Source organism: Bacillus sp. TL12, from assembly GCF_022625245.1.
Lineage (GTDB): Bacteria > Bacillota > Bacilli > Bacillales > Bacillaceae_G > Bacillus_A.
The window spans coordinates 58,399-83,615 of the sequence record NZ_JAJJBY010000021.1 but is presented as its reverse complement, the minus strand read 5'-3'; the positions used below and the strand labels follow the sequence as shown (position 1 = coordinate 83,615).

Below are 25,217 nucleotides of genomic sequence, written 5' to 3'. Positions count from 1 at the left end.
ATATCAGGTGAACTCTTTTTTTATTACTAACTAAATATCTCTAATCAACAGCATGCCTTATCTGTTAATCACTTACAACTTTCACTACCAAAATCCTTGATTCACATTCCATGTATCTAAATCCATTTTATGGATATTATAGTAATAAATCTTTAATTTGTATCGTTCAATAACGGAGGTATGCATAATGTATTATGTTAAATTAATTAAAGGGCAATCCTTCTATGCTTTTGATCATCGTTTCTTATTAGATCAAGAAGAGCAAGTTACACAAAGGATTTTTAAATACCTGTGCAAAAATGAGTTTTTTGAAGTACGTAAAGACGAGGATATTTCCACAGCGTAATAGTGACTAGCTAAGTAGTGTGTACGTTAAGAACCTTTATCTACAAATCGACCTCTGTAGTATGTAGTAACTACAGAGGTCTTAATATTTTATCTCTTTAATAAATTTTGCATAAACTAAGCCTCCCACTTCCTCCGGCACTCCTTTATCCCACTAAGCAAATACTTCTTCGTCATATCTGCCCGTTTCCAAATGGAAATCGTTCGTTTCATCGCCTTATTATGACGTATCCGCTCTACCTCTTGTAACAAAGGCATCCATTTTCCAGAGGACGATTCCATCATATATTGTAATCCTTCATCTTTCGAAACAATCGTTTCATGCTCTAACGTATACAAAATACGGCCCATTGTGACAACAGCTGATTCTACCCATTCTTCGATTAGAAACAAGTATGGTTTTGACGCCTTTTCACTCCAGTACTGCTCTACGTTATATTTCATTGTTTCTACAACCTTACTCCATGGGACCTCAAACGGAAGTTCACTTGCTTCTTCTCCGGTCACAGTAATTCCACGGTTCTTCAGCGTCCACCATGTCACATCATTCACATCCCAGTGACCTACGTTAACTTTCCCGTCAGCACAATAGACATACTGCGGTATCTCTTGGTTTCGCTTCCCTAAATCAGCAAACGAGATATACATACCGTCCATCCGTTTTCCGAGCTTACTTTTACTCAATCTTTTATGTAAGTCACTTATTTGCAACTTCTCAAATTCACTGACTGTCTCTCTCGTTACCGTTACAAAATCAACATCACTCGTACCAAACTGGAATGCCCCTAGAGCGATTGAACCGTATACATATACCCCTACCAATTGTTCATTAAAAAATATGTCTTGCAGTCCATTCACATATTGATCCATTAGGTCCTTTACTTCTTTTGGTAATTCTTGTTTCACTATACCCTCCACATCCATCCCCCTTAATAAAATTACCTTTAATAACTATTTTTTCCATATAAATATATAAGAAAAGCCTTTGCAATCACAAAGGCTTCTATATTATAAATATTTCTCAATTTCTTCATATACGTCTTTCAAACGAGGATTTCCTTCTCCAACGATTTCACCGTTTACAAGCACAACTGGATAAAATAAATCCTCTTCAATTACACGCTCTGCAAAAGCTTGCTTCTCAGCATCTTCTTGCTCTTCTTGAATATCAATGTATTCAAACTTGAATTTATCATCTTGTCCTTCATATTTGCGACCAATTGCCGCTTGTAGCCATTCAAATGTTTCCGTTGAAGACGGCATTCCAACGCAGCTCGCACAAATTACTTTTGCCCCATATACTTGAACATTAACCATTATTTCTCCCCCACTTCTCTGTTCTAACAGTACACCTAGATGACTTACCTTATAAGCACATCTCTTTACAAGTTTAATTCTTGTCCCCTATACTGAAAAAACACGTTGTAAACATGATACAAAATTTTGACAATAAAACAAGAACAGAAAAAATAGATTTTCCCCTGTATCTTGATTATAATAAAATGGATGAAAGGAGTCGATAAAAATGGAAAACCCAAATATGCAAGAACAAGTACTAGAAGTATTAGATAAATTACGCCCGTTCTTACTTCGTGATGGCGGTGACGTTGAGTTAGTAGATATTGAAGAAGGTATTGTAAAACTACGCCTTATGGGTGCATGCGGTAGCTGCCCAAGTTCTACAATCACACTAAAAGCTGGTATCGAACGCGCACTACTTGAAGAAGTACCAGGCGTTATCGAAGTAGAACAAGTATTTTAATTTGAAAGCGGAAGCGGCTCGTTTAGAATCGCTTTCACTAAATATTTATAAAAAAGAGACCAACATTGGTCTCTTTTTTATAAATTTCTATTAAGACAACCAATCCAATTTTCGAATCCCAAGCTTATCGACAGGCAAACGTAAGAGTTCATAAAAATGCTTCATAAATTGCTCTGAACGGTTCACATCGTGTAAAATATCTTCTAAGTGATCTCGGTACATACTTTTTTGTTCTTCATTTTCCGTCAAATAGTACTGTTCTACCGTTTCAAAGTAGCGAAGCGGAAAGAGAAGACGCGCAAATAAGAGACGCCACCCAAAAGAAGAAAGCGGATAATTTTTCTCATAATCTGTTACAAACTGAAAAATTGTTTGTTCCCAATCTTGCTTCTTTTCCATCGATACATATCGAATCCATTCTGCCAAATCTCTACTTGGATGATCATATACCCAATCGATGGGAATTTTTAATTTATTCGTTTGTTGCCATAATAAAGGGGTGAAACGTTCTTGGCAGATCGTTGCCGCATCAGCAAGCTGAGGTGTATCATCTATTTCTGTATCAACGACATATTGAATGGCATTTTCAGCAATGCCTAAATAATATGGAAAAGACTCCATAAATAGTTGATCAAATACATCTGACGGCTGATTCATAAGTTGTGATTGCCAAAATCGCTCTAATTGATCCAGCCTTTTTTCCCATAATGCCTTCCATTCACCGATGCGACTTAGTTGTTCTATTTCTTCAGGAAAAAAAGCGCCGCGTTTATGGAATAAGGAAAGCTCGCTACCTAACGAAGTAGCATGTCGATCGAGCAAACGCATACCTTTTAATAAACAGTAATTTTTTTCTTCTATCTCACTTACATAGTAGCCGTGCACTGTCGGAACAAAAGTCGCTACAGTAATATCCCCTTGCTGGTTCATATAATCGCTTAATTTTTTCATTTCAACGAGTACATCTTCCTCCATATTCCCAATCGGAAGAAGTACATAAATTTTATTGCGAATCCAAAAGCTTTTATAGGGGCCAAGGGGGATTAATTCTTTGACATGCATTTGATAATGCTCATAAATATGCTGAATCATCATAGTCGCCACCTATGGTTTTTCTTTATATATATGAGCTTGTGCTCGCCTTTCATTCCTATGCACATGATAAAGCAACAAAACGTATACAAATAATAAAAAGAAAAAAAGGTGATAACATGAAAAAATCAAATCAACTACAAGAAAGAGCATTACAACTACTACAAGAACGCGGTGTAACAATCGATGATATTGCGGAACTTGTTCATTTTCTTCAAAAGAAATACCATTCAAAATTAGAGATGTCCGAATGTCGTTACAATGTAGAACGTGTATTATCCAAACGCGAAGTACAAAATGCACTCATTACAGGAATTGAATTAGACGTCCTTGCTGAAAAAGGAATGTTAAGCAAACCATTACAAGATATCGTAAAGCGCGATGAAGGCTTATATGGAGTCGATGAAGTAATCGCACTTTCAATTGTAAACGTGTATGGCTCTATCGGTTTCACAAACTTTGGATACATCGATAAATTAAAACCAGGTATTTTAGAATACTTAAATGATAAATCATCTGGAAAAGTCCATACATTCCTTGATGATATTGTGGGCGCAATCGCTGCCGCTGCATCTAGTCGCTTGGCTCATCGCGCTGAGCATGCAGAATGAGGTAAAACCGTAAACAAAAGAACCCATCTCTTTGTAAAGAGGTGGGTTCTTTCGTTTACATAAATTGTAATTCGTCATACAATTTATGTAAGTTCGAATATTAAAAAGGAGTGTGTCCTGATGTCTAAAAAACAAATCTTTTCTTGGCTTTCTCTACTTTTCGCGTTGGTTGCCTTCAGCACATTCTTTCTATGTCTCTCATGGTCAGGGCGCCTTACCCCTTCACTAGAAGCCACCATTATTATAAGTAGTATCTTATCTATCCTTTTAGCACTCATTGGAGAAAAAGGATTGGTTCGTGCAATAAGCGGAACATGCTCTTTCGCAATACTCTCTTACATTATTTTTTTCGGTTATGTTATACGCTTAATTTGGACAGGGCCATAAAAAAATTGTTAAAAACGAGATTCATCTAAATCATACTCCATGAGCAGGAACTCTCTTCCCCTGCTCATAAACGAAATCTTCTTTCGAAATCCAACATTCTCATACAATGCAATCGCCCTTTTATTAAAAGTAGCAACACTTAAACGGATTCTTTTCGGCTGAAACTCTTTCAAAGCAAATTGGAGGCCAACTTGAAAAAAAGACTTCCCCATCCCTTTCCCTGTTAGCCCTGGCTTCATACCAAGTCCAATATCCACGGTATCTTCTCCTACGTATAACTTTGCAGCCCTTCCTCCTGGAACTTGTGCATTTTCTCCAAAACAAAAGTAGCCAATTAGTTCTCTATGCTCATTACAGCAGCCATAGTATGTTCCACCTAATAGTTCTTCTATTACCTCTTTACTTCCCGAAAAGCTGTATAACGAATACGGTTCCTCATACTGCCACGTATTGATTTCTTTTGCTTCTGCCCCTGTTAGTTTGTGTATATCCATCTCTCTTCTTCCTTTCTAAAACTACTTACTAACAAAGTTCTACATAAATCCCGAAATTCACCTTCTATTTTTGAAAAGTTTGTAAATTTTTAAAATACAAAATCAGAAAACTTTTTCTACATTCGCGATATCGAAAAAACAACAGATGAAACGTTGTATAACACTTTATCCCGCACTAACGGGCAGTAATACTCCCACCTCAAAATCCGGCGGGAGCAAAGAAGTTAGGTGGGAGATAAACTGCCCGTAAAGGCCCGATTGGTTCAACTAATAATCAGTGGGGAATGAGGAAAACCCCCACTGATTAAAGTTTCACTTTATTGAATGAACTTCCGACGTGGATAAAAGAAGCAAAGGAGAAACGAGTTTTATTATAAACATACTAAGAAAGACCGCTGTAAAAGCGGTCTTTCTTACGCTGATAATTCTTTAAGCGTGTCACTTAGTTTAAATCTTCTTAACTGGAATGAAGCAATCATAGCTGCACTTGTTCCGAGTATAACACTTGCTATTGCCAGTAATAGCACTTGATTATATGGAATTGTAATAACTGTTAATTCTAAACTTGATAATACAATATAACTGAAAATCACTCCGCCTCCAATACCTATGATTCCAGCTATCGCACCAAGCAATGCACCTTCTAACCACACAATTCTTCGCATTTGCTTAGGGATCGCTCCTACGGCACGAATCATACTAATCTCAGCACGTCTTTCATGTAAGCTTGCAACAATCGCATTCATTAAGCCAATACCTGAAATAATGAAGATGATTACTACTAATAAACGAATTAACATAACCATTTGAGATAAGAGCTGCTCTTGTTCTTTTAACAAATCGGTACTATTTATAACCTCGACATTCTCTTTCCCTTTTGTTATCTGTGTTACTTTCTTCTTAATTGTTTCAAAAGGTACCTTAGAGTCCGTCATAATTTGAATCGATTCATAGCCTTTTATACTAAACATATTCCGTGCCCATTCTTCATTTACAAAAACGTAAGAACCTCGAAGTCGTAAGTCTTTCTCTATAATAGAAACAACTTGAATTTGCTGTTTTTCTTTCCCTTTTCCCTGTACTTCGATTGTGTCATGTAATTTAACCCCTAAATTTTTTGCTGTATCTTTTGTAATGACTCCTTCACCATTTCTTAGTGGCGTACTCAAGCTTTGTCCAGAAATAACTTTCATCTGTGTTACTTTCTGAAATGAAGTAATATTAGTACCTACAACTTCCATTGCTTCATAATCATACTTATTTTTCCTCATAAACTCGTACCATTCTTGATTTGCCTTTTTAAAGTCATAATTTACAAGTTTAGATGTGAAGTCAGGGGCTGCTCCGACAATTTCTTTTACTCCTTCAACCTTTTGTATCTTTTCTAACCAATGAAATGGTAGACTTTCAATCCCTTGTGATTCCATTGGAACACGAATGACTAAATCTGCTGGTAAATTCTTTTGTAATCCTTTTTTCGTTCCTTCATACATCGCATTCACATACATCGTTCCAACTAGCGATAACATAAATCCAAATGCTAGAATCGCGACTGACACCGCTGCCTTTTTACGATAACGAATCACATTTCTCCCACTAATCGTTGTCTCAATACGAAATATCATTTGAAATGATTTTGCAATAACTGGCGTAATAACACGAATACATAACGGAATTGCAAACAACAAACCTACTGCAAATAACAGTGCTCCTATCGCACTTGGATTAAAACCAATATATTCTTCAGTAAATCCACCACTTAAACCAATTCCAGCACCCACTATTAAAATAACGAGACTGAAAACACTCCATTTCCGTTCTTTCTTTTGATTACTTGGAATTCCTGGTCTTAATGCTTCAACAGGAGGGATTTTTCTTACCATAAATGCTGGTATGATCGCACCTACTACAGACATGACAATTCCTAATAAAAATGTAATGAGTAAAATCTCACCTGAAATAGAAAACGCTTCTTGACCTGTACTTTCTACATTCATCCACTTGTTAATAACAGAAGCTGCGAACTGATGTGTACCAGCACCAAGAACAACTCCTGCCAATGAACCAATCGCTCCAATACATAACGCTTCTAATAAAACAACAAGAATGACCTGGTTTGGATTACTACCAAGTGCACGTAATAACGCCCATTGCTTAAAACGACTCCTTACAGATAAGAAGAAACTTCCCATAATTAAAAGCGCTACAACAAATAAAGCAATCCCGCCTAAGCTAAAGATTAATGGCTTCATCACATTTAATCTTTCAAATGCTTTATCTACATATGTACGCTGATCTATTTTGATATTTTCTAATTTCTTATTGACATCATTAGCAATCATTGTCTTTACATTAACATCCGATGTTTTTACTTGAACAAGATTAAATTGATTTTGTAAATTTAATTCCTTTTGCATCCAAGCAATCGGAAAGTATGCACTATGCCCCATTGCTGCCATCAATGGTGGATTCAAAACCCCTACAACTTTAACACTTTTTTCACCATGCGGTGGGAAAGGTAGGCGAATCATATCTCCGACTTTTATATTTTCTCTATCTGTATACCCTTTTGTAAGTGTTACCTCCGCTCCTTCTTTCGGGTATCGCCCCTCTATAACTTTATAAGCATGCATATCTGGAGAACCTTGTTCAACGCCCCAGTAAGACGGTTTGCCAGAAAGCTCTTTATGATTTTGTAAAGGATAAGGAATAAGTACTTTTGATATTTTTTCTACACTTTCAAGACCATTCAGCTCTTTTAAATTTTCATCTTTTAAGTACATATCATTTTTGATGTAACCAAATTGCAAATTATAATCCCCGTAGCGACTTACAACTTGCTCTTTAACACTTTGTTCTACAGATTGGTTCCCAAGTAGAAGCATCGTTGCTAACATAACACCTAGTGCAGCACCAAGAGCGATTAACATGTTCCTTAGCCAATTCTGTCTAATAGACTTGGCCGCATATTTAATTATCCAAGACATCGCTCTTATCACCTACCTTAAAGTGTCTATTCATAATGTCTTGAATGTGTGTGACTTGCTGCGGCATATGGCGGAATTTCCACCCCTTACTTTCTATATGTTCATGGATAACTTCACCATCTAATAAGAAAATAACTTTATCTGCATGAGCAGCTACAAATGGATCATGCGTTACAACAACAGCTGTTTGTCCTAATTCATCACAAGCATTCCGAAGAGCTGCAATGATATTTTTGCTATTTTCAGAATCTAATGCCCCTGTTGGCTCATCTGCTAATATAATCGCTGGTTCATTCGCAAATGCCCTCGCAATCGCAACCCTTTGCTGCTGACCACCTGATAATTGCGATGGTAAATGTTTTTCCTTTCCTTTTAAACCAACAAGCTCTAATAACCGATTTGCTGCCGTAGTAGCTTTCTTCTGCGGGACATTATCTAGTAATAACGGTAATCCGACATTTTCTTCTGCATTAAATACAGGTATTAAATTAAACTGCTGAAAAATAAAACCGATTTGATGTCTCCGAAACAACGCGAGTTCTTTTTCTTTTAATGATGAAATTTCTGTACCATCTACTCGAATGCTTCCCGCCGTTGGAATATCCAAACCTCCAAGCAACTGTAAAAGAGTTGTTTTCCCCGACCCACTCGCTCCCATAATGCAAACGAAATCACCTTTTTGAATTTTAAGATGAATTCCCTTTAATATCTTTACTTTACTATCGCCAATCTCAAAAGATTTTTCTAAACCTTCAATTTCAATGATATCCATTTCATATCCCCTTCTTTTTCTATTTTTCTATCTATATATTCTAGTTAGAACTCGAAACCCCTACTATTATGTATTTTTTTGTCATATATACTATTTTTTTGATTTTAGAAGATAAATTGTTTGACTCTAAACAATAAAGTAACCATAATGGTTACACGAATAATTTATTAAAAAATTTGAACAAACTATCAACATATCCACAAATAGGAGGAACAAAGATGAAACATTTAATCGTTTATGCACATCCAAATCCACAGAGCTTCAATCATGCGATTTTAGAAACTGTAAAAGGTGAATTAGAAGAAAAAGGTCATGAAGTACGCGTTCGCGATTTATTTGAATTAAACTTTAATCCAGTATTAAGTGCGTCTGATTTCGTTTCATTTTCAAAAGGAAGTACGCCAGCTGATATTCAAGCAGAACAAGAACACATTACTTGGGCTGACAGCATCACATTTATTTATCCAGTTTGGTGGGCTGGTCTTCCAGCAATCTTAAAAGGATATGTTGACCGCGTGTTTAGCCACGGCTTCGCCTATGCTTACGGTGAAAATGGTATCGAAAAATTATTAAGTGGTAAAAAGGGATTATTATTATCCACAATGGGGAATTCAAAAGAAGCTTATACAGCAAGCGGTATGTTTGATGCGATGAAGAAAACAACTGATGCTGGAATCTTTGATTTTACAGGAATCGAAACGTTAGAGCACACATTCTACACAAGTGTTCCTGCTGTGGATGACGATGTGAGAAAACAATATCTTGAAGAAGTGAAGGAAGTTGTAAATCGTTTGCTAGTGTAAATATAGTTTTTAAATTAAAACGACACTCACAATGAGTGTCGTTTTAGCATCCACATATAGCTAGTACGAACAAGAAAAATAGAATAATGACGAGGGATATTCCGAGGTTAAATTTAATTGTATAATCCATATCCTTCTCCTTCTCTATTTCCATGCAAATCCGTTTTTATTTTCCAACACATGAGTCGCTACTATAAAAAATAAAAGGTTACCTACACTCGTTCTCTCCTCTTATTTTCAATCGGTATATAATAAACGATAATTATGTGTTAATTGTTTCAGAATTTTTTATTTCGCTAGCATCTATTTCTGTTTCACTTACTTTGTTTTTGTTGAAAAGAAAATATGAACCTACAACCATAATAGCAATGAGCATAGTAAGCGCTAATTGGGAACGCATGGATTCAATAAACGCCATAGCCACTAAAATAGCAACAATACCTAGTATCGTCACATAGGTCAGATAAGGAAATAACCACATTTTAACCTTAAGTAATTCAGGATTTTTACGTTCTACCTTTTTGCGCATCCGTAAATGTGAAAAGGCGATGACGAGATAAACCAATAATGCAATTCCTCCTGAAGCATTAACTAAAAATAAGAACACTTTATCTGGAGAAATGTAATTAAAGATTACACCTATATAAGCAAAAAACGTTCCAAATAAAACAGCATGAACCGGTACACCATTTTTATTTAACTTTAAGAATGCTTTTGGCGCATCTCCTGTTTTAGCCATTCCATATAACATACGTGAGTTCGTGTATAATCCAGAATTCAAACAAGAAAGGACAGCGGTTAATACGATAAGATTCATGATTTGAGCTGCTGCTGGTATCCCTACATGTTCAAGAACAGCGACAAATGGACTTTTTAAAAGATTAGCGGAATTCCATGGGAGCAATGTAACCACAACCGCAATCGAACCAATAAAAAATACAAGAATTCGCCAAATGACACTGTTAGTAGCAATTCGAACTGCTTTTGACGGCTCAGCCGATTCACCCGCAGCCATAGCTACAATCTCAGTACCCATAAAAGAAAAAATCACAACTGTAATCCCCAAAAGGATCGTACTGATTCCATTTGGCATAAATCCGCCTTGACCAGTCAAATTAGAGAGTCCTGGTGCTTCAGTTCCTGGCACTAGCCCGAAAATAACAGAAAGGCCAAGACCAAGAAATAAAATAATGGCTACAACTTTAATAAGTGAAAACCAATACTCAAATTCGCCGAATGATTTGACAGAATAAATATTAGTGAGGGTTAATAACACCGTTAATATTAGGCTCAAAAGCCAGGCTGGAATATCCGGAAACCAATATTGAATATTTGCCGCCCCCGCTGTTGCTTCAATAGCAATAACAATAACCCAAAAGAACCAATATAACCAACCTATAGTATACCCAGCCCATGGCCCAATCGCTTCACGTGCATAAGTAGAAAAAGAACCACTAGTCGGATTGCTGGAAGCCATTTCTCCTAGCATTCTCATAACAAAAACAACAAGCAGTCCAGCAAGTGCATAAGATACGATAGAACCAGGCCCGGCAGAATGAATAACCGCACCGCTTCCCATAAATAACCCTGCCCCTATAACTCCTCCGATAGAAATCATAGTAATATGACGAATTTTCAAATCCTTTTTTAAGTGACTCTCGTTATGGTTCAATATTTCACGCCCCTTTGTTACATACTATTTTTCTTCCAAGTTAACTGATTCGATTTTTTCAATATCAAAAAATATTCACGAATTATTTGTTATAGAAGGTATACTTAGATATTCATCGACAGTATAAACATTGTACACATCAAAGCTAATTGAAATATAAACGAATTAAAAATAACTAAATATTCAATCAATTATAATCAAAAAAATATTAACACAGCAAAGTATATATTGAAACCTGAATCAGTGGAGACTCCCTCTCCACTGATTACCAATCCCGACAAACCTAGCTTTGACAGATCTTTATCTCCTCTATAGCGTTTGTCGCATAAAAACAAATATATATTTTTCAGTTATTTTCATTGAATCGCTGCTTCATTTTGGAATATTATAACTGAATTATAGCTTCCTTTATAGTTTTGACAATAAAGGAAAAGTCATCCTCTGTAATACTTAATGGTGGAGAAAGTTGTAAAATATTATTGTATCCCGCAACTGTGTCACCATTTTTACCAATGAGGAGACCTTTTTCTTTACAGATGCCCATAACTTTATTTATCTTATCAACAGCAATCGGTTCTTTCGTTTGCTTATCTTCCACTAGTTCAATACCTAAAAGAAGCCCTTTCCCGCGAACATCTCCTACATTAGGATGCGCCTTTATATCCTCTAGTTCATGTAATAACCGTTCACCTAGTTTTCTAGAGCGTTCGATAAGATTTTCATTTTCCATAATTTCTAAGTTCTTTAAAGCTAATGCGCAAGCGGCAGGATTTCCTCCGAACGTATTCACATGACGGAAGCGATCATAATCCTCACTCCCTACATAAGCTTCGTAAATCTCTCTTCTAACCGCTGTTGCCGACAACGGAAGATATGCACTTGTAATACCTTTCGCCATTGTAATAATATCCGGCTTGATGCCATAGTGCATATACCCGAATGGTTTTCCGGTCCGTCCAAATCCGCAAATAACTTCATCACAAATGAGTAGTGCACCATGTTTTTCACAGATTTCTTTTACTCTAGTCATATATCCATCGGGAGGCATTAAAATTCCCCCTCCAGTAATAATCGGTTCCATAATGACCCCGGCTACTGTTTCGCTTAACTCCCATGTCATGACACGATCGATTTCCTCGGCACTTGCTAATGTATTTACATCATCTGGATTACGGTACGTATCTGGCGGTGCTACATGAAGAAAACCTTGCCCCAATGGCTCATATTTATACTTTCGTTGCGCTTGACCAGTTGCCGCTAGAGCTCCCATTGAATTACCATGATAAGCGCGATAGCGAGATATAAACTTATAACGTCCATGATTACCCTTTTGATGGTGATATTGACGGGCAATCTTAAATGCGGTTTCATTCGCTTCTGATCCACTGTTAGAGAAGAAAATCACGTAATCATCGCCCAGCCATTCATTCAACTTTTCGGCCAATTTAATGGCTGGAATATGACTTTGTGATAAAGGGAAGTATGGCATTTCTTCAAGCTGTTCAAAAGCCGCTTTCGCCAGTTCTCTTCGGCCGTATCCAACGTTCACACACCAAAGGCCGGACATACCATCCAAATAACGATTTCCATCAATATCCGTTACCCATGCTCCTTCTGCTTTTGTGATAATTAAATTCGATGAGTTAGGAGCTGCTCCCCTCATCGCATGCCAAAGATACTTTTCATCCGTTTTTTGTAAATCCTTTGTTTGTTCCGTTGTTTGCACAATCATCATCCCCCATTCCATCTAGTTATGAGTTTAATTTACTTGTTTAATAACGAGCAGTAAGCATTTTCTTACGAGTATAAAACTCTACGCCATCTTTTCCATTTGCATGTAGATCGCCATAAAAAGATTTTTTATAACCTGAAAATGGGAAGAATGCCATCGGAGCCGGTACTCCAAGATTAACACCAAGCATCCCTGCATCAATTTCTTCACGGAATTCACGAATTGCTTTCGCGCTATCACTATACAAACACGCACCATTTGCAAATTCAGATTTATTTGTAAGTTCAATTGCTTCCTCTAAGCTTTTTACTCGAACAACGGATAATACAGGAGCAAAAATTTCGTCTTGCCAAATTTTCATTTCTGGTTGTACGTTATCAAAAATTGTAGGTCCCACAAAATACCCTTGCTCATTTCCTGCATCTTTTCTTCCATCACGTATAAGTGAAGCCTCTTCATTTTCACCTATTTCAATATAGTGGATCGTACGCTCTTTATGGGACTTACGAATGACTGGTCCGAGGAACACGTCTTCCTCTATACCATTTCCCATTTTAATTTCATCAGCCGCTATCTTAAGCCTATTTATTAGCTCATCTGCAATATCTCCAACTGCAACGACAACTGAAGCTGCCATACAACGTTCACCTGCTGATCCAAATGCAGCACCGATAATATTGTTTACAGCGTTATCCAAATCAGCATCTGGCATAACAATAGAATGGTTTTTTGCTCCTGCAAGAGCTTGTACACGTTTGCCGTTAGCCGCTGCTGTTTTATATATATACTCCGCTACAGGTTGAGAACCAACGAAGGATACCGCCTTCACATCCTCATTATCAAGAATGCCATTCACAACATTATGCGCACCATGTACTACATTTAATACGCCATCTGGAAGACCTGCCTCTTTAAACAGTTCAGCTAAGCGATTAGCCAACAACGGTGTTCTTTCAGATGGTTTTAATACAAACGTATTTCCACATGCAATTGCGAGTGGGAACATCCAGCATGGAACCATCATAGGAAAGTTAAATGGTGTTATTCCTCCAATTACTCCGATTGGATAACGATACATCCCTGACTCAACACCAGTAGCAATATCTGGAAGCTGTTCTCCCATCATTAAAGTTGGTACACCTGCGGCAAATTCAACACATTCAATTCCCCGTTGTACTTCGCCGTAAGCTTCCGTATAACTCTTCCCATTTTCTAAAGTAATGAGTCTAGCTAACTCTTCCCATTTTTCAACTAATAGCTGTTGATAGCGAAATAGAATACGAGCACGCCGAGGTACAGCAACCTTTCTCCATGTTTTAAATGCTTCTTTAGCGGTTGCAACAGCTCTATCTAAATCTTCTCTATTTGAAAGCGGTACACGAGCAATAACCTCTCCTGTTGCTGGGTTTGGTATTTCTTCAACCTGCTTGCTTGTTGATTCTATCCACTGTCCACCGATATAATTTTTTAATGTCTGTACATCTTTTGTTACTGTCATAGTGAATCCCCCTATTCTGAAATAAACACCCCTATGCGTTTATTATATTAGTAAGAGAAAGCGCATTCAGTAGACAATATGTAAATTTATACACATAAATTTCACTACATTTTGTGTAACATAAAATGAAAAAGAAACCACAAAATAATGGTTTCTTCTTTATCTTTATTTGGAAGCAAATAAATATTCATGCGCAGTAATGGCAAATTCTATCGCTTGTCGTTTATAAGGATTCATAAAATCTTTTCCTAATAGCTCTTTTAACTTTTGGAGTCGTTGATAAAGGGTCTGACGAACAATATATAAACTAGTTGCAGTTTCTTGCTTAGAACCATTGCATTTCAGATAGACTTTTAATGTTTCCATTAACTTTCCATTATTTTGCTGATCATAAATCAGTACAGGCTCTAAATAATCAGAGATAAAATCGGCAAGTACTCCTTGTTCGTTTGCAATTGATATAAGCCGAAAAATATATAAATCTTCATAAAAGTAACTAAAGCACTCCTTTGGCATTTTCTCTTGAATGATTAACGCCTCTTGTGCCGTGTGATAACTCTTCTTTACATCACTTAACTGATCACTAAACTTTCCAATACTAAATTTAATTTGGGCGAACTTTTGATCCTCAACCAATTGGTTTAGTATATCATTTATTCCCGCTTCGATTCTCGGTCTCCAATCATGATTTTTTCGCTTGTTTAACAATATAAAAATCATTTGATTTTTCCTTATAGTAGATAAAAGAAAGAATCCATGTGATTGAAAAACGGTGCGAAAAAGTATTTTTAAATGGGTAATTTCTGAGTTCTCCCCCTCTAATTGATCAACTTTAAAGAGCAAAACAACACATCCATTTGGATGAAGAGTAGAATCAAAATCAGAGAGGTATCTGTATAGTCTCTCTTCACTATGTGATCCTTCTAACCATTTTTGAATCCATTCTGTTTCCTTCGTCTTTCTACGTTCTTCAACATATAATACACGTAACATGTTTTGTGCTAATGCTGTAACACTACGCCCTAAAATAAGTGATTCAAACTCTGTAATTGGATCTGATTCCGAAATTATAATTAAATCGGCGAATTTTTGATTCAAGGCTTGTATAGGTTGACTTACAATATTCATATTCCTTTCTATATTTTTCTCTTTCAAAATTTGAAGAATTTTATCCCGTTCTTTTGATGTTTTTTTTGATATCATTTGTGTTTCACCTTGATTTGGAATAAACAGAACTGTCATTTTCAAATAATTATGTAGTAACTTTAAGATTTTCTGCTCCGAATTCGATGTAAGAAGTAGCTGATTTAACTGATGAGAATACTCTTCCAAATCCGAAATCATCTGGTAATGTTTTTTTATTAAAAGAGTATGTAAGTCTTGTGTAATGTCAACAAATCGCACCTTATTATCAAAAGCAATTAACGGAAAATCATGTTGATTAGCTAATTCTATAATTTCTTCTGGAATGCTCGGTATATATGTTCCTAATTCAATACAAAGTCCAGCCGCCTTAGAATCTATAAGCTGTTTAAAAAATGAAAGAAACATCGCTTTATCTTCTTTCCATCCAATCCCTGTGGAGAGAATAAGTTCATTTCCATTTAAAAGCTGTTCAATTTGATCTATTTCCATAACATGAACCCATTTCACAGTTTTATAAAGTCCAGATTTTCCTGCCACTACTTTTGCATTTCTAAAATTTCTATTCCCTAATATCTCCAGTACCGATAATTTAATGTTAGAGTTCATTGTTACTTTACACCTCTTTAAGTCTTAAACATTTTTTATTCTCTAATAAAATTCTACGTTTCTCTTATAATACATGTTTTCAAAAATATTAGGAATTTTCAAATACAAAATTTTAAAAATCCACCTTGTGAGGTGGATTTTTTCATTTTATGGTAAGCTTAGGAAGATATCTTTGTAGAATGTTTTCTAGTTCACTCATATCTTCTTGCCTGATGAGTAAGTTCACATTATCATGCCACTTTTCTTGCCCACGATATAAGAAGATATTTTCTTTCGGATTTTCCCATGTGGATGTTTTATAACCTTTTAATTCTGCATAAGAATAGTAATTCATCCCATCAATAACTCCCTTTTCATACACCTTGACGTCTTTAATTAGATGAATCACGAAAAGCATCATAAAACAAATCGCTACCATGTAAGCTCCTATTTTGAGTAAAAATAGTTCGAAGCTATCAATTTCTCCATCTATATACCGAACGTATGTGAGTATAAGTTGTATAAAGAAATAGGCTGGACCAAGCAATGTGAACCAACGGCTTTTTTTACGTGGATAAGTAGCGATGAGCTCTCCAATACCATCTTGCACACTTTTTATTTTATATATTTTCCATATGGCAAAACCTAAAATACACAACGCTAAAACAAGGATAATAATAGACATTATATACAATTCAATCCCTCCTATCTCTATTGCATATAGCTATCAATAACATAACCACTTTATATACTAATAAATTAATTTTACCTTTTATATCCATATATCAAATATGCAATTATGCATAAAAAAACAGGCAACCTAAAAGATTGCCTGTCCACGATTACATTTTCTCAATCCACTCCGTTAAGTTATACACAACATGTGTTGGCTGCACATCATATTCTGTTAACTTCTCCACAGATGTGACTCCAGTGTGGACAAGGAGTGTGTGCATACCAGCGTTTATCCCTGCTAAAATGTCAGTATCATAGTTATCCCCAACCATTAAAGCTTCTTCTTTTGCTATGCCAAGTACTTTTAATGCTTGCTCCATAATAATGGATTCTGGTTTGCCGATGAAAATTGGTTCTACACCTGTGGATACTGTAACAACAGATGTTAATGAGCCGTTCCCTGGTAATAAACCGCGCTCAGTTGGAATGGCAATGTCTCCATTTGTTGAAATAAATGTCGCGCCATTACGCACTGCAAGACAAGCTTTCGCTAGCTTTTCATATGTAATTTCGCGATCTAATCCCACAACAACGAAGTCAGGATTTTCATCCACAAGCTTAAATCCTTTTTCCACAAGTGCATCATGCAACCCTTCTTCACCAATCATATAAACAGACGCATCTTGTTTACGTTCATAAATAAAGTTCGCTGTTGCCATGCTCGTTGTAAATACTTGTTCTGGCTTAGCTGGAATATCGAAACGAACAAGCTTTTCGGCTACTTGTTCTGGTTTACGAGTTGAATTATTTGTTACAAACAAATAAGGGAGACCGCGCTCCTGCAAGGCTTTTACAAAATCACTCGCTTCTTCAATTTGTTCTTCACCGCGATACATTGTACCGTCTAAGTCGATTAAATAACCTTTATACATCTATGTCCCTCTCCTTTTGTCCTATCGTTCATACACTTCTTATATTAACCACTTTTCCCAAAGAAAAAAAACGCTTCTTCTAAAAGCGTCCCATAACGTTCATTTTTTCTCTTGTATGTGATACGAACAGTGACAGTCACCATCGCACATATTTGATAATACCTTCACATTTCCATCAGAAAACAACCGCTTATACATCTTTTCTTCCTCTAAACAAAGCTGTGGATATTTTTCAGCAACAGCCTTTAATGGACAATTTTGTTTTTGTAATATGTATGAGTTTTCTTCCTCCTGCTTCACTTGTACCATATATCCATTCTTCTCTTGAATAACGGCAACTTCCCGAAGCTTCTGCCATACATTTTCTTGGCGACTGATTCGCTGTTGTAATTGCTCCTCCATCCGATTCGTCCTGGTCTTTAAGATAGCATTTACAAGTGTTTCATCACCAATTTTCTCTAAATCCTCTAACACACCTAAAGCAAATTGCTTATAATCTTTTGGAAATAAATCTTCTCCTTTTTGACTTAGGCCGTATACATATGTTGGTCTTCCCACATGTTGACGCACCATTTTGGATTGAATAACTTCTTCTTTCTCAAGCTTACTTAAATGCCGACGTACTGCCATCTCCGTAATCTCTAAAGATTCAGCTAATGATCCAACGGTTTGTTCACCATTTCTTTTTAAGATCTGCACAATCTCTTCCTTTGTTGTACGAGCTTGCCCCATTGCTCACCCCTTCTTCCTATTGACCTATGCTAAAAAGTAGAAGATCCCCAAAAGGTAATTGGGGATCTTCTTACATTTATTCTGCTACGAATGCAGATACAGGTCCTAATTCCTTTTCTAAATAACGACGAATATTCGCAGGGTATTTCTGTACCACAGCGAGTTGTCTTTGAATCGTTGTATATAATTCCTCATGGTTCATTTGAATATAATCTTGCATAAGCATTTTACGAAGAAGAATCACCTCTTTAATTCCTTTTCCTTCTTCATCACTTATGACTTTTTCATCCATTAAAATATCAATAATATCTTCATAACTTCCTGGATCACGCATAATAAATCCATCTATCATTGCATTTCCAACATCTAATATGCAATCCATGATAAGATGCGACATACGCTCTAATGCGTAATATTCAAAAGGCGTTTCATATTGCTGCTTCTCTTGAAATGTATCTACTGCTTGTTCTAAACATGTTAACATTTGTTCTATTTTTTTTCTGTCTACAAAGTACATGAATGTCACCCACCTAGAAATAAAAGCATTTATATTTCAATTGTAACCGTTTCCCTTGAAAAAATCGACAATTTTTCGAATTCACCTTTTCCTCGTTATTTGTTATAGTTATAACTGTATGATTTTTGAAATTGGAGGAATGTCACCTTGGAACGTGAACTCGCATTAGAAATTGTCCGTGTAACAGAAGCAGCAGCCTTGGCATCCGCGCAATGGATGGGCCGCGGAAAGAAAAACGAAGCAGATGATGCAGCAACTACAGCTATGCGCGATATGTTTGATTCAGTAAACATGGCAGGTACTGTTGTAATTGGTGAAGGAGAACTTGATGAAGCACCAATGTTATATATTGGTGAGGAACTAGGAACAGGTAACGGTCCAGAAGTTGATATTGCCGTTGACCCACTAGAAGGTACAAACATTGTTGCAAAAGGTCTTGCAAACGCAATGGCAGTTATCGCAATCGCAGATAAAGGAAACCTTCTTCACGCTCCGGATATGTACATGGAAAAAATCGCGGTTGGTCCAAAAGCAGCTGGTAAAATTAGCTTAGATGATCCAATTGAAAAAACAATTGAAATTGTAGCAAAAGCAAACAATAAAAAAATTCGTGACCTAACGGTTATCATCCAAGAACGTGAACGTCATCAAGATATTATTGACCGTGTTCGTGCAAAAGGTGCACGTGTAAAACTATTTGGTGATGGTGATGTTGGTGCGTCAATCGCAACAGCTCTTCCTGGAACAGGTATCGATTTATTCGTTGGTGTTGGCGGCGCTCCAGAAGGCGTTATCTCTGCAGCAGCACTAAAATGTCTTGAAGGCGAAATGCAAGCACGCTTAGTTCCAATGAATGAAGAAGAAGAAGCACGTTGCCGTAAAATGGGATTAGAAGATCCTCGCCAACTTCTTATGTTAGATGACTTAGTATCTGGTGATGACGCAATCTTCTCAGCAACAGGCGTATCTGCTGGCGAGTTATTAGATGGTGTAAAATTCCTTGGCGGAGATTTAGCAGAAACATATTCTATCGTTATGCGTTACAAAACAAGAACAGTACGCTTTATTAAAACGCATCACCATTTAGATCATAAGCCTCACTTAAACTTAGATATTTAAAAAAGGAGCCATGTGTATGGAAGAACGTTTCTTTCTTTACGACGACACAGTCGATACAAAAACACGTTTCGTTAGCTTTATGGGAGAAAATGAGCGTCACGATTTAGCGCTTTTATATTCCGATCGTCATTACGGTAAAACAATTGTCCTTGATATGCAGCGTAATAAATTCGCAATCATTGGTACTGACGATTTAAACGAACCAGGCTACTTAGAGCACGCTTTTTCTGTCTCTGAAGAAATTGCAGAAGAACTACGCTCATTCTTATTCGAACTTATATAAAGTGAAACTTTAATCCGTGGGAGGCTTTATCCCCCACGGATTATTAGTTGAACCAATCGGGCTTTTACGGGCAGTTTATCTCCCACCTAAGCTTTTTGCTTCCTCTAAATTTCAAAGTAGGAGTATTACTGCCCGTTAATGCGGGGTAATATTATGCACCAGCTATTACAGTAGCTGGTGTTTTTATATATAAATACAAATTGAAAAACTGACATACAACCATTTTTTTAGGTGGGAAGAGAGCGTCCAGCGATGGATAGAAGCGGTCAGTGCCTTTTTTGGCCCCATGCCTAGTGAGAACAAAAGGAGAAAGTTCTTTTATTTTCATAGCCGCGACTTAGGTGCTTGAAATCGACATGGATATATGTTGGAAAATTAAGTTGATATATGTAATGAATTTTGAATATTCTATCTTTTGTGTTATACTTATGAGCAAATCTATTTGGAAGAAAGGACGTCTACTACGTATGCCGACATTTACTTTGTAATGGATCAGCAATTGAATAGCATTACTCTCAAAAAAGCTATGCGCTTTATCAAGGGAGTAGTCTGTTCATTTCCCATTACAAAGGAACGTAACGCATCTGTAGTATGATGTTGTACGGAGGTTCCTCTTAAGGGAACCTCTTTTTATTTTTATCTATTTCTTCCCTATTCATACTGCAAGACATCCAAATAGCTGTATTACGTTCCTTTACCCAATATATACGAGGTGAAGGAAAATGCAGAAAGTACAACTTTCTTGGAATTTATATGAAAATGAATTTGAAACGACAATCGAAAAACATTGTAAAAATTGCGGGCATACCACCCTTTTTATTGATACAAATATTCGCAGGCATAACGCAAATGGAAAGAACATTTACCGCTTTGCTATTTATAAATGCCCGAAAGGCCATACGTGGAATAAAAAACTTCACATTTATAAATCGTTTTCTGATCATGTGGAAACGATTGATGTATTTCAAAAAGATGAAAACGAAATGACCTCTACCATTTCCATTATGCAATATAAAGAAAATGGTACTACAGAAATAACCATTGTATTAGAAACAGTCCTTGGCTCCCATCGCATTGACAAAGCTTTATCAACATATATTTCAGATTGGAGTCGTACTTTGATTGTAGACAGAATAAAGAACGGACACATTCAGTTAAACGGACAGAGAATGAAACCAAATACAATGCTTTCTGAAGGTGACCTTATTTCAATTTGCTTGTAAAAAAACTCCTCTTACATCTACGTAAGAGGAGTTTTTTTACTTCTTCACTTTTCGCAATACAAAGTGTGCACAACCAAAATTACAGTACTCATATAAGTACTCCGATAAAGTGCTAATTTTCGTATCATATGTCGCACGTTGATTACTATCATCAAAAAATCCGCGTAATCTGAGTTGATCGTATCCCCAGTCACCAACGATATAATCATATTTATTTAAAATTTCTGCGTAGCGCTCTTTAAATGCTTCTTCACGAAAACCGTCACGATAGTCTTTAATTACTTCGTACTGAACATTATTGATGTTTACCGTAGCATGAATCTCTTGCTTTTGCTCCATCACTAACTTCCTTTCTAAGCATTCTTCTTTTTATCGTATCACAAAGCCTAACAACCAACAATTTCAAATACAAAAAATTGAAAAGTAGTACATGCTATGGAGAAGGAGGTGATACATCGTGAAAAAACAAATAATACTCTTTCTTCTCACCCTTTCCTTATTTGCAGGTTGCCAAACAGCAAATAAAGCAGAAATGGAACGTGAGGAAGGCAGCCGTGTTCTTGTTTCCAATAAAAACGACATGTATCATACAGAAAATACAAACACAAGGCTCACGAGAGTCGGCTACTCCTCTAAACAAAAAGACGAGGTATCTAACAAACAAGTAGGCGCAATTAACCGTGAGAAAGTAGCAGAAATGATTACAAACATGACCGTACAACTCCCTGACGTCACAAATGCCGCTACGCTTGTAACTGATGATGAAGTATTTGTTGTATACCGCCCAAATACTTCAGACCCTGCGTTAGTAGCAGATCAAGTATATAAAACGGCCCTATCCATCGTTCCTCGCTATTATAAAGCATATGTATCAACAGACCAAAAATTGATTACACAAATTCAAGGGCTGCAATCTGGTACATTAAACAATAAGGAATATGAGCAAAGCCTTGATATGTTAAAACGCGAAATGAGCAAAAATCCGCATTTAAATAATAGTCAAAATGCTACACTAAATGACATGATTAAAAAATAAAAAAAGATGGCGGCTGCCCACTTAGGGCAACCCCATCTTTTTATTTTTTACGGTTATCTGCGTATATTGCCATTGCATCACACATAAACTGTGCTAATCCTTCTCCAAACTGATCAATATTTTTTGTAAAACGTTCATCATCGACATACATTTGTCCTAACCCTTTAAACGCCTCTAATGAATATTGACCAAAGTTTTGCAAATAATCATACCATACTTGGATCGCTTCTTGTGCCTCTTTAGAATCAGGTGCACCGTGCCGAAGTGTAGCAAGATTTCTATAAATGTTATTAAACTCTTCTTGCTTTTCCTTAGACATACCAGTAGCTGCTTTATTTGCCTTATCCACAGCTTCGTCTCCCCATCGTGCACGTGCTTCCTCTTCATATGGGTTATGACTAAAATCAAATCCTTCAAATTTTTCTTTATTCGTCATTTCAATCTCTCCTTTTGTATGCAGAATCGTCTTATCAATTGTCGCAATCACTTTATCTAGTCGAGTGCGCTTTTCAAGTAACATTTTCCGGTGCAACGTAAGCGCCTCTTGCCTGTCAAAAGAAGGACTATTGATAATTTCTTTAATCTTCTTTAAAGGGAAGCCAAGCTCTTTAAAAAATAAAATTTGCTGTAATAGCTCTAAGTTTTCATTGGAATACAGACGATAACCGGACTCTGTCGTTTCGTCTGGGGTTAAAAGCCCAATTTCATCGTAATGATGTAGTGTGCGCACACTAATACCAACTAAATCGGCTACTTCTTTTACTCTCATTGTCATTATTTCGCCTCCCTTAATACATACAATAAAGTATTACGCAACGTGAGAGTCAACAGAAAAAATCCTTTTTTAATACCTATATTTTTGTTAAGGTAAACGATTCCCCTAATTCCCTGTATAATATATATAAATCCATTTTGATTTGCTGGCATATAAGTTTCGGCTATGAAGAAAAAAGGTACTGACTGCTTCTACGCACAGATTGATGCTCTCTCCTATCTAAGAAGAAGGGGTTATGTTGTTTTTATCCATTTTGTTTTTCCACCATATCATTCGTGGCTATGAAAACAAAAGAAGATCTCCACTCATTTCCTCCTATTGTTCTTATATGACATGGGGCGAAAAAAGGCACTGACCACTTCTACGCATGGTCGGATCTCCTCTCTCCCCTAAAAAAGGGGTATAATTTAGATTTATATAAGAGTACATACATTAGAAAGTGGTGAAAAATATGATTTCAAATGCGGTAATTACTAGTATGATTTTGCAACTGACGATTTCGGTTCTCGTCCCCATTATCGTGCTTATTTATTTTCGAAAAAAATATCATATAAACTGGAGAGTTGTTGGTATTGGTGTTCTTATCTTTATCGGATTTGCGCAAATCCTTGAAACACCTTTTCACGTATTTATGCTTGGGAACCCTACGACATCTGAGTTATTAAAAAATCCATTTCTTTATGCCCTATACGGTGGACTCACTGCCGCTATCTTTGAAGAAGCAGGGCGATTCATTGCCTTCTTCTACTTACTGAAGAAATTCCGGGAATATAAAGATGGTTTAGCGTACGGAATTGGACACGGAGGAATTGAATCTATTTCAATTGGAGCGCTAGCTAGTCTGCAAACTCTATACTTTGCTATTTCAATTAACAATGGGAGTTTTTCAAAACTTATTGAAAAGGCCCCTCAACTCAGTCAATTGCAAGATTTATTACTTAGTACTCCTTCCTATCTCTACCTACTTGGTGGCTTAGAAAGAATCTTAGCTCTTGTCTTACAAATCGCCTTCTCAATGCTTGTATTATACGGCGTTAAACATAAGAAATATATTTTTGTTATATATGCCGCCTTGTTCCATGCATTTATAGACTTCTTTGCAGCTCTTTATCAGAAACAAGTTATCAATATATTTGTTGCAGAAGGAATTACTTTTATTTGTGCAGTTGCCCCCTTCATTCTCATTCGTAAAATGAAAGACAAACTGACAATTGAACCAGAAAAAAACTAAGCCTACTTGAGCTTAGTTTTTTTGTATAGAGGATTTTTTTTCCTTTTTGTCGAAGTATGTATCGTCAACTTGAACAAATGAGGGATGAATTTTGAAAAAGGTTATTGTTGTACGTCACTGCTCAGCTACTGGACAAGAGAGAAATGCAGCGTTAACAATTGCAGGCGAGGAACAGGCGCAATTCCTTGCTGATGTTCTTATGCAGAAGAACTTGCAAATAGAGTCCATTATTTCAAGCCCTTTTACCCGAACGATTCAATCTATTGCACCATTTGCATTGCGCGCAAATTTGCCAATTAAAGAAGACGAAAGATTAGCAGAGCGCATATTGAGCAATGCTCCATTAGACGATTGGCTACAAAAACTAGAATATACGTTTACAAATATAGATATTGCCTTTTCAGGTGGAGAGTCAACAAAGCAGGCGATGGACCGCGGTGCATCGCTTATTCAAGATATTTTACAACAAGAACAACAAGTAACATTACTTGTTACACATGGAAATTTATTAACACTCCTTTTAAAATACTTTGACAATCGGATTGGTTTTAGGGAATGGCAGAACTTAAGCAACCCTGATATTTATGAAATTACAATCGATGAACAAACGACAATCCACAGATTGTGGGGGACATAATATCCCTTTTGAATGCATTCAGTTGACATCGCGAGAAGATGCACAACATGCTCCTTGTGCCTTCACAACATACGGAGCTTTTTACAATGGGAAATTTTGACACATGAAATTTTAAGTGCGAAAAAATTTGAAAAAGTGATGTTGAATATGCAACAAATATAGAAAGGGGTA

At 36.5% G+C, this 25,217-nt stretch carries 27 protein-coding genes and 1 pseudogene; 11 read left to right on the top strand and 17 right to left on the bottom strand.

Going from position 1 to position 25,217, the window contains the following annotated elements:
- Positions 1 to 187: 187 nt before the first annotated feature.
- Positions 188 to 346, top strand: a complete 159-nt coding sequence (locus LOK41_RS18540) for a YqbF domain-containing protein (protein WP_174102422.1) — start codon at positions 188 to 190, stop codon at positions 344 to 346.
- A gap of 116 nt (positions 347 to 462) precedes the next feature.
- On the opposite strand, the gene LOK41_RS18535 is transcribed toward LOK41_RS18540, so the two are convergent.
- Together LOK41_RS18535 and LOK41_RS18530 are read right to left on the bottom strand one after the other, a co-directional pair.
- Complete coding sequence (locus LOK41_RS18535; protein WP_241817765.1) at positions 463 to 1,263, bottom strand: nucleotidyltransferase domain-containing protein; 801 nt, start codon at positions 1,261 to 1,263, stop codon at positions 463 to 465.
- Positions 1,264 to 1,353: 90 nt separating this feature from the next.
- Complete coding sequence (locus LOK41_RS18530) at positions 1,354 to 1,662, bottom strand: YuzD family protein (RefSeq protein WP_017150168.1); 309 nt, start codon at positions 1,660 to 1,662, stop codon at positions 1,354 to 1,356.
- Positions 1,663 to 1,870: 208 nt separating this feature from the next.
- On the opposite strand from LOK41_RS18530, the gene LOK41_RS18525 reads away from it, so the two are divergent.
- Positions 1,871 to 2,107 (top strand): NifU family protein, encoded by a 237-nt coding sequence (locus tag LOK41_RS18525; protein WP_000431179.1) that lies wholly within the window; start codon positions 1,871 to 1,873, stop codon positions 2,105 to 2,107.
- Positions 2,108 to 2,197: 90 nt separating this feature from the next.
- Here the strand turns inward: LOK41_RS18525 and yutH are convergent, their stop codons facing one another.
- Entirely contained in the window at positions 2,198 to 3,199 is a 1,002-nt protein-coding gene (gene yutH / locus LOK41_RS18520) for a spore coat putative kinase YutH (RefSeq protein ID WP_241817764.1), read from the bottom strand.
- A gap of 119 nt (positions 3,200 to 3,318) precedes the next feature.
- On the opposite strand from yutH, the gene LOK41_RS18515 reads away from it, so the two are divergent.
- Positions 3,319 to 3,810: a phosphatidylglycerophosphatase A family protein gene (locus tag LOK41_RS18515; protein WP_174102418.1), complete on the top strand. Its 492-nt coding sequence runs from the start codon at positions 3,319 to 3,321 to the stop codon at positions 3,808 to 3,810.
- A 395-nt stretch (positions 3,811 to 4,205) separates the two neighbouring features.
- Here LOK41_RS18515 and LOK41_RS18510 read toward each other — a convergent pair whose 3' ends face one another.
- The 3 genes from LOK41_RS18510 to LOK41_RS18500 all read right to left on the bottom strand — a co-directional run bounded on the left by LOK41_RS18510 (position 4,206) and on the right by LOK41_RS18500 (position 8,450).
- A complete protein-coding gene (locus LOK41_RS18510; RefSeq protein WP_241817763.1) occupies positions 4,206 to 4,691 on the bottom strand; it encodes a GNAT family N-acetyltransferase in 486 nt (161 codons plus the stop codon).
- A 413-nt stretch (positions 4,692 to 5,104) separates the two neighbouring features.
- A complete protein-coding gene (locus tag LOK41_RS18505) occupies positions 5,105 to 7,678 on the bottom strand; it encodes an FtsX-like permease family protein (RefSeq protein ID WP_241817762.1) in 2,574 nt (857 codons plus the stop codon).
- On the bottom strand, positions 7,662 to 8,450 hold the full coding sequence (locus LOK41_RS18500) for an ABC transporter ATP-binding protein (protein WP_241817761.1): 789 nt from the start codon (positions 8,448 to 8,450) through the stop codon (positions 7,662 to 7,664). Before LOK41_RS18500 ends, LOK41_RS18505 begins: the two co-directional genes overlap by 17 nt.
- 218 nt (positions 8,451 to 8,668) lie before the next feature.
- Here LOK41_RS18500 and LOK41_RS18495 point away from each other — a divergent pair, with 218 nt between their 5' ends.
- Positions 8,669 to 9,253: an NAD(P)H-dependent oxidoreductase gene (locus tag LOK41_RS18495; protein WP_241817760.1), complete on the top strand. Its 585-nt coding sequence runs from the start codon at positions 8,669 to 8,671 to the stop codon at positions 9,251 to 9,253.
- A gap of 262 nt (positions 9,254 to 9,515) precedes the next feature.
- On the opposite strand, the gene gabP is transcribed toward LOK41_RS18495, so the two are convergent.
- The 8 genes from gabP to LOK41_RS18455 all read right to left on the bottom strand — a co-directional run bounded on the left by gabP (position 9,516) and on the right by LOK41_RS18455 (position 18,742).
- On the bottom strand, positions 9,516 to 10,925 hold the full coding sequence (gene gabP, locus LOK41_RS18490) for a GABA permease (RefSeq protein ID WP_277818681.1): 1,410 nt from the start codon (positions 10,923 to 10,925) through the stop codon (positions 9,516 to 9,518).
- A 385-nt stretch (positions 10,926 to 11,310) separates the two neighbouring features.
- Positions 11,311 to 12,657 (bottom strand): aminotransferase, encoded by a 1,347-nt coding sequence (locus tag LOK41_RS18485; RefSeq protein ID WP_481748824.1) that lies wholly within the window; start codon positions 12,655 to 12,657, stop codon positions 11,311 to 11,313.
- Positions 12,658 to 12,697: 40 nt separating this feature from the next.
- The gene (locus tag LOK41_RS18480) at positions 12,698 to 14,155 is read right to left on the bottom strand and encodes a CoA-acylating methylmalonate-semialdehyde dehydrogenase (RefSeq protein WP_241817758.1); all 1,458 of its coding nucleotides are present in this window, start codon (positions 14,153 to 14,155) and stop codon (positions 12,698 to 12,700) included.
- Between the two features lie 165 nt (positions 14,156 to 14,320).
- Positions 14,321 to 15,907 carry a PucR family transcriptional regulator gene (locus tag LOK41_RS18475; protein WP_241817757.1) on the bottom strand — a complete coding sequence of 529 codons (1,587 nt, stop codon included), beginning with the start codon at positions 15,905 to 15,907 and terminating at the stop codon, positions 14,321 to 14,323.
- A 142-nt stretch (positions 15,908 to 16,049) separates the two neighbouring features.
- A complete protein-coding gene (locus LOK41_RS18470) occupies positions 16,050 to 16,580 on the bottom strand; it encodes an iron ABC transporter substrate-binding protein (protein WP_241817756.1) in 531 nt (176 codons plus the stop codon).
- 148 nt (positions 16,581 to 16,728) lie between these two features.
- Positions 16,729 to 17,493 (bottom strand): TIGR01457 family HAD-type hydrolase, encoded by a 765-nt coding sequence (locus LOK41_RS18465; protein WP_241817755.1) that lies wholly within the window; start codon positions 17,491 to 17,493, stop codon positions 16,729 to 16,731.
- A 99-nt stretch (positions 17,494 to 17,592) separates the two neighbouring features.
- Positions 17,593 to 18,225, bottom strand: a complete 633-nt coding sequence (locus LOK41_RS18460) for a helix-turn-helix transcriptional regulator (RefSeq protein WP_241817754.1) — start codon at positions 18,223 to 18,225, stop codon at positions 17,593 to 17,595.
- A gap of 76 nt (positions 18,226 to 18,301) precedes the next feature.
- Positions 18,302 to 18,742 (bottom strand): DUF86 domain-containing protein, encoded by a 441-nt coding sequence (locus LOK41_RS18455; protein ID WP_241817753.1) that lies wholly within the window; start codon positions 18,740 to 18,742, stop codon positions 18,302 to 18,304.
- Positions 18,743 to 18,889: 147 nt separating this feature from the next.
- Between LOK41_RS18455 and glpX the strand changes: the two genes are divergently transcribed.
- Entirely contained in the window at positions 18,890 to 19,861 is a 972-nt protein-coding gene (gene glpX / locus LOK41_RS18450) for a class II fructose-bisphosphatase (RefSeq protein ID WP_241817752.1), read from the top strand.
- A 16-nt stretch (positions 19,862 to 19,877) separates the two neighbouring features.
- A complete protein-coding gene (locus tag LOK41_RS18445; protein ID WP_003208880.1) occupies positions 19,878 to 20,144 on the top strand; it encodes a DUF3055 domain-containing protein in 267 nt (88 codons plus the stop codon).
- 151 nt (positions 20,145 to 20,295) lie between these two features.
- Here the strand turns inward: LOK41_RS18445 and LOK41_RS18440 are convergent, their stop codons facing one another.
- A complete protein-coding gene (locus tag LOK41_RS18440; RefSeq protein WP_241817751.1) occupies positions 20,296 to 20,472 on the bottom strand; it encodes a hypothetical protein in 177 nt (58 codons plus the stop codon).
- Positions 20,473 to 20,866: 394 nt separating this feature from the next.
- Between LOK41_RS18440 and LOK41_RS18435 the strand changes: the two genes are divergently transcribed.
- Entirely contained in the window at positions 20,867 to 21,367 is a 501-nt protein-coding gene (locus tag LOK41_RS18435) for a S4 domain-containing protein (protein ID WP_174102406.1), read from the top strand.
- A gap of 36 nt (positions 21,368 to 21,403) precedes the next feature.
- Here the strand turns inward: LOK41_RS18435 and LOK41_RS18430 are convergent, their stop codons facing one another.
- Entirely contained in the window at positions 21,404 to 21,706 is a 303-nt protein-coding gene (locus tag LOK41_RS18430; protein ID WP_174102405.1) for a YutD family protein, read from the bottom strand.
- A 118-nt stretch (positions 21,707 to 21,824) separates the two neighbouring features.
- On the opposite strand from LOK41_RS18430, the gene LOK41_RS18425 reads away from it, so the two are divergent.
- A complete protein-coding gene (locus LOK41_RS18425) occupies positions 21,825 to 22,403 on the top strand; it encodes a YhcN/YlaJ family sporulation lipoprotein (RefSeq protein WP_241817750.1) in 579 nt (192 codons plus the stop codon).
- A gap of 40 nt (positions 22,404 to 22,443) precedes the next feature.
- Here the strand turns inward: LOK41_RS18425 and LOK41_RS18420 are convergent, their stop codons facing one another.
- Complete coding sequence (locus tag LOK41_RS18420) at positions 22,444 to 23,178, bottom strand: MerR family transcriptional regulator (protein WP_241817749.1); 735 nt, start codon at positions 23,176 to 23,178, stop codon at positions 22,444 to 22,446.
- A gap of 451 nt (positions 23,179 to 23,629) precedes the next feature.
- On the opposite strand from LOK41_RS18420, the gene LOK41_RS18415 reads away from it, so the two are divergent.
- From LOK41_RS18415 to LOK41_RS29135, 3 genes and pseudogenes are all read left to right on the top strand, one after another.
- Positions 23,630 to 24,409 (top strand): YhfC family intramembrane metalloprotease, encoded by a 780-nt coding sequence (locus LOK41_RS18415; protein WP_241817748.1) that lies wholly within the window; start codon positions 23,630 to 23,632, stop codon positions 24,407 to 24,409.
- A gap of 91 nt (positions 24,410 to 24,500) precedes the next feature.
- The gene (locus LOK41_RS18410; protein ID WP_241817747.1) at positions 24,501 to 25,046 is read left to right on the top strand and encodes a histidine phosphatase family protein; all 546 of its coding nucleotides are present in this window, start codon (positions 24,501 to 24,503) and stop codon (positions 25,044 to 25,046) included.
- Positions 25,042 to 25,208 (top strand): annotated as a pseudogene (locus LOK41_RS29135) (YoaP domain-containing protein); the annotation flags it as partial. The gene LOK41_RS18410 and the pseudogene LOK41_RS29135, both read left to right, overlap by 5 nt.
- Positions 25,209 to 25,217: the final 9 nt, after the last annotated feature.

Bases quoted from the DNA above. Each gene is read 5' to 3' on its own strand.
- LOK41_RS18540 (WP_174102422.1), top strand. From the start codon at position 188: ATGTATTATGTTAAATTAATTAAAGGGCAATCCTTCTATGCTTTTGAT.
- LOK41_RS18530 (WP_017150168.1), bottom strand. From the start codon at position 1,662: ATGGTTAATGTTCAAGTATATGGGGCAAAAGTAATTTGTGCGAGCTGC.
- LOK41_RS18525 (WP_000431179.1), top strand. From the start codon at position 1,871: ATGGAAAACCCAAATATGCAAGAACAAGTACTAGAAGTATTAGATAAA.
- yutH (WP_241817764.1), bottom strand. From the start codon at position 3,199: ATGATTCAGCATATTTATGAGCATTATCAAATGCATGTCAAAGAATTA.
- LOK41_RS18515 (WP_174102418.1), top strand. From the start codon at position 3,319: ATGAAAAAATCAAATCAACTACAAGAAAGAGCATTACAACTACTACAA.
- LOK41_RS18510 (WP_241817763.1), bottom strand. From the start codon at position 4,691: ATGGATATACACAAACTAACAGGGGCAGAAGCAAAAGAAATCAATACG.
- LOK41_RS18505 (WP_241817762.1), bottom strand. From the start codon at position 7,678: ATGTCTTGGATAATTAAATATGCGGCCAAGTCTATTAGACAGAATTGG.
- LOK41_RS18500 (WP_241817761.1), bottom strand. From the start codon at position 8,450: ATGGATATCATTGAAATTGAAGGTTTAGAAAAATCTTTTGAGATTGGC.
- LOK41_RS18495 (WP_241817760.1), top strand. From the start codon at position 8,669: ATGAAACATTTAATCGTTTATGCACATCCAAATCCACAGAGCTTCAAT.
- LOK41_RS18485 (WP_481748824.1), bottom strand. From the start codon at position 12,657: ATGATTGTGCAAACAACGGAACAAACAAAGGATTTACAAAAAACGGAT.
- LOK41_RS18480 (WP_241817758.1), bottom strand. From the start codon at position 14,155: ATGACAGTAACAAAAGATGTACAGACATTAAAAAATTATATCGGTGGA.
- LOK41_RS18475 (WP_241817757.1), bottom strand. From the start codon at position 15,907: ATGAACTCTAACATTAAATTATCGGTACTGGAGATATTAGGGAATAGA.
- LOK41_RS18465 (WP_241817755.1), bottom strand. From the start codon at position 17,493: ATGTATAAAGGTTATTTAATCGACTTAGACGGTACAATGTATCGCGGT.
- LOK41_RS18460 (WP_241817754.1), bottom strand. From the start codon at position 18,225: ATGGGGCAAGCTCGTACAACAAAGGAAGAGATTGTGCAGATCTTAAAA.
- LOK41_RS18455 (WP_241817753.1), bottom strand. From the start codon at position 18,742: ATGTACTTTGTAGACAGAAAAAAAATAGAACAAATGTTAACATGTTTA.
- LOK41_RS18445 (WP_003208880.1), top strand. From the start codon at position 19,878: ATGGAAGAACGTTTCTTTCTTTACGACGACACAGTCGATACAAAAACA.
- LOK41_RS18440 (WP_241817751.1), bottom strand. From the start codon at position 20,472: ATGAAAATAAAAGAACTTTCTCCTTTTGTTCTCACTAGGCATGGGGCC.
- LOK41_RS18435 (WP_174102406.1), top strand. From the start codon at position 20,867: ATGCAGAAAGTACAACTTTCTTGGAATTTATATGAAAATGAATTTGAA.
- LOK41_RS18430 (WP_174102405.1), bottom strand. From the start codon at position 21,706: ATGGAGCAAAAGCAAGAGATTCATGCTACGGTAAACATCAATAATGTT.
- LOK41_RS18420 (WP_241817749.1), bottom strand. From the start codon at position 23,178: ATGACAATGAGAGTAAAAGAAGTAGCCGATTTAGTTGGTATTAGTGTG.
- LOK41_RS18415 (WP_241817748.1), top strand. From the start codon at position 23,630: ATGATTTCAAATGCGGTAATTACTAGTATGATTTTGCAACTGACGATT.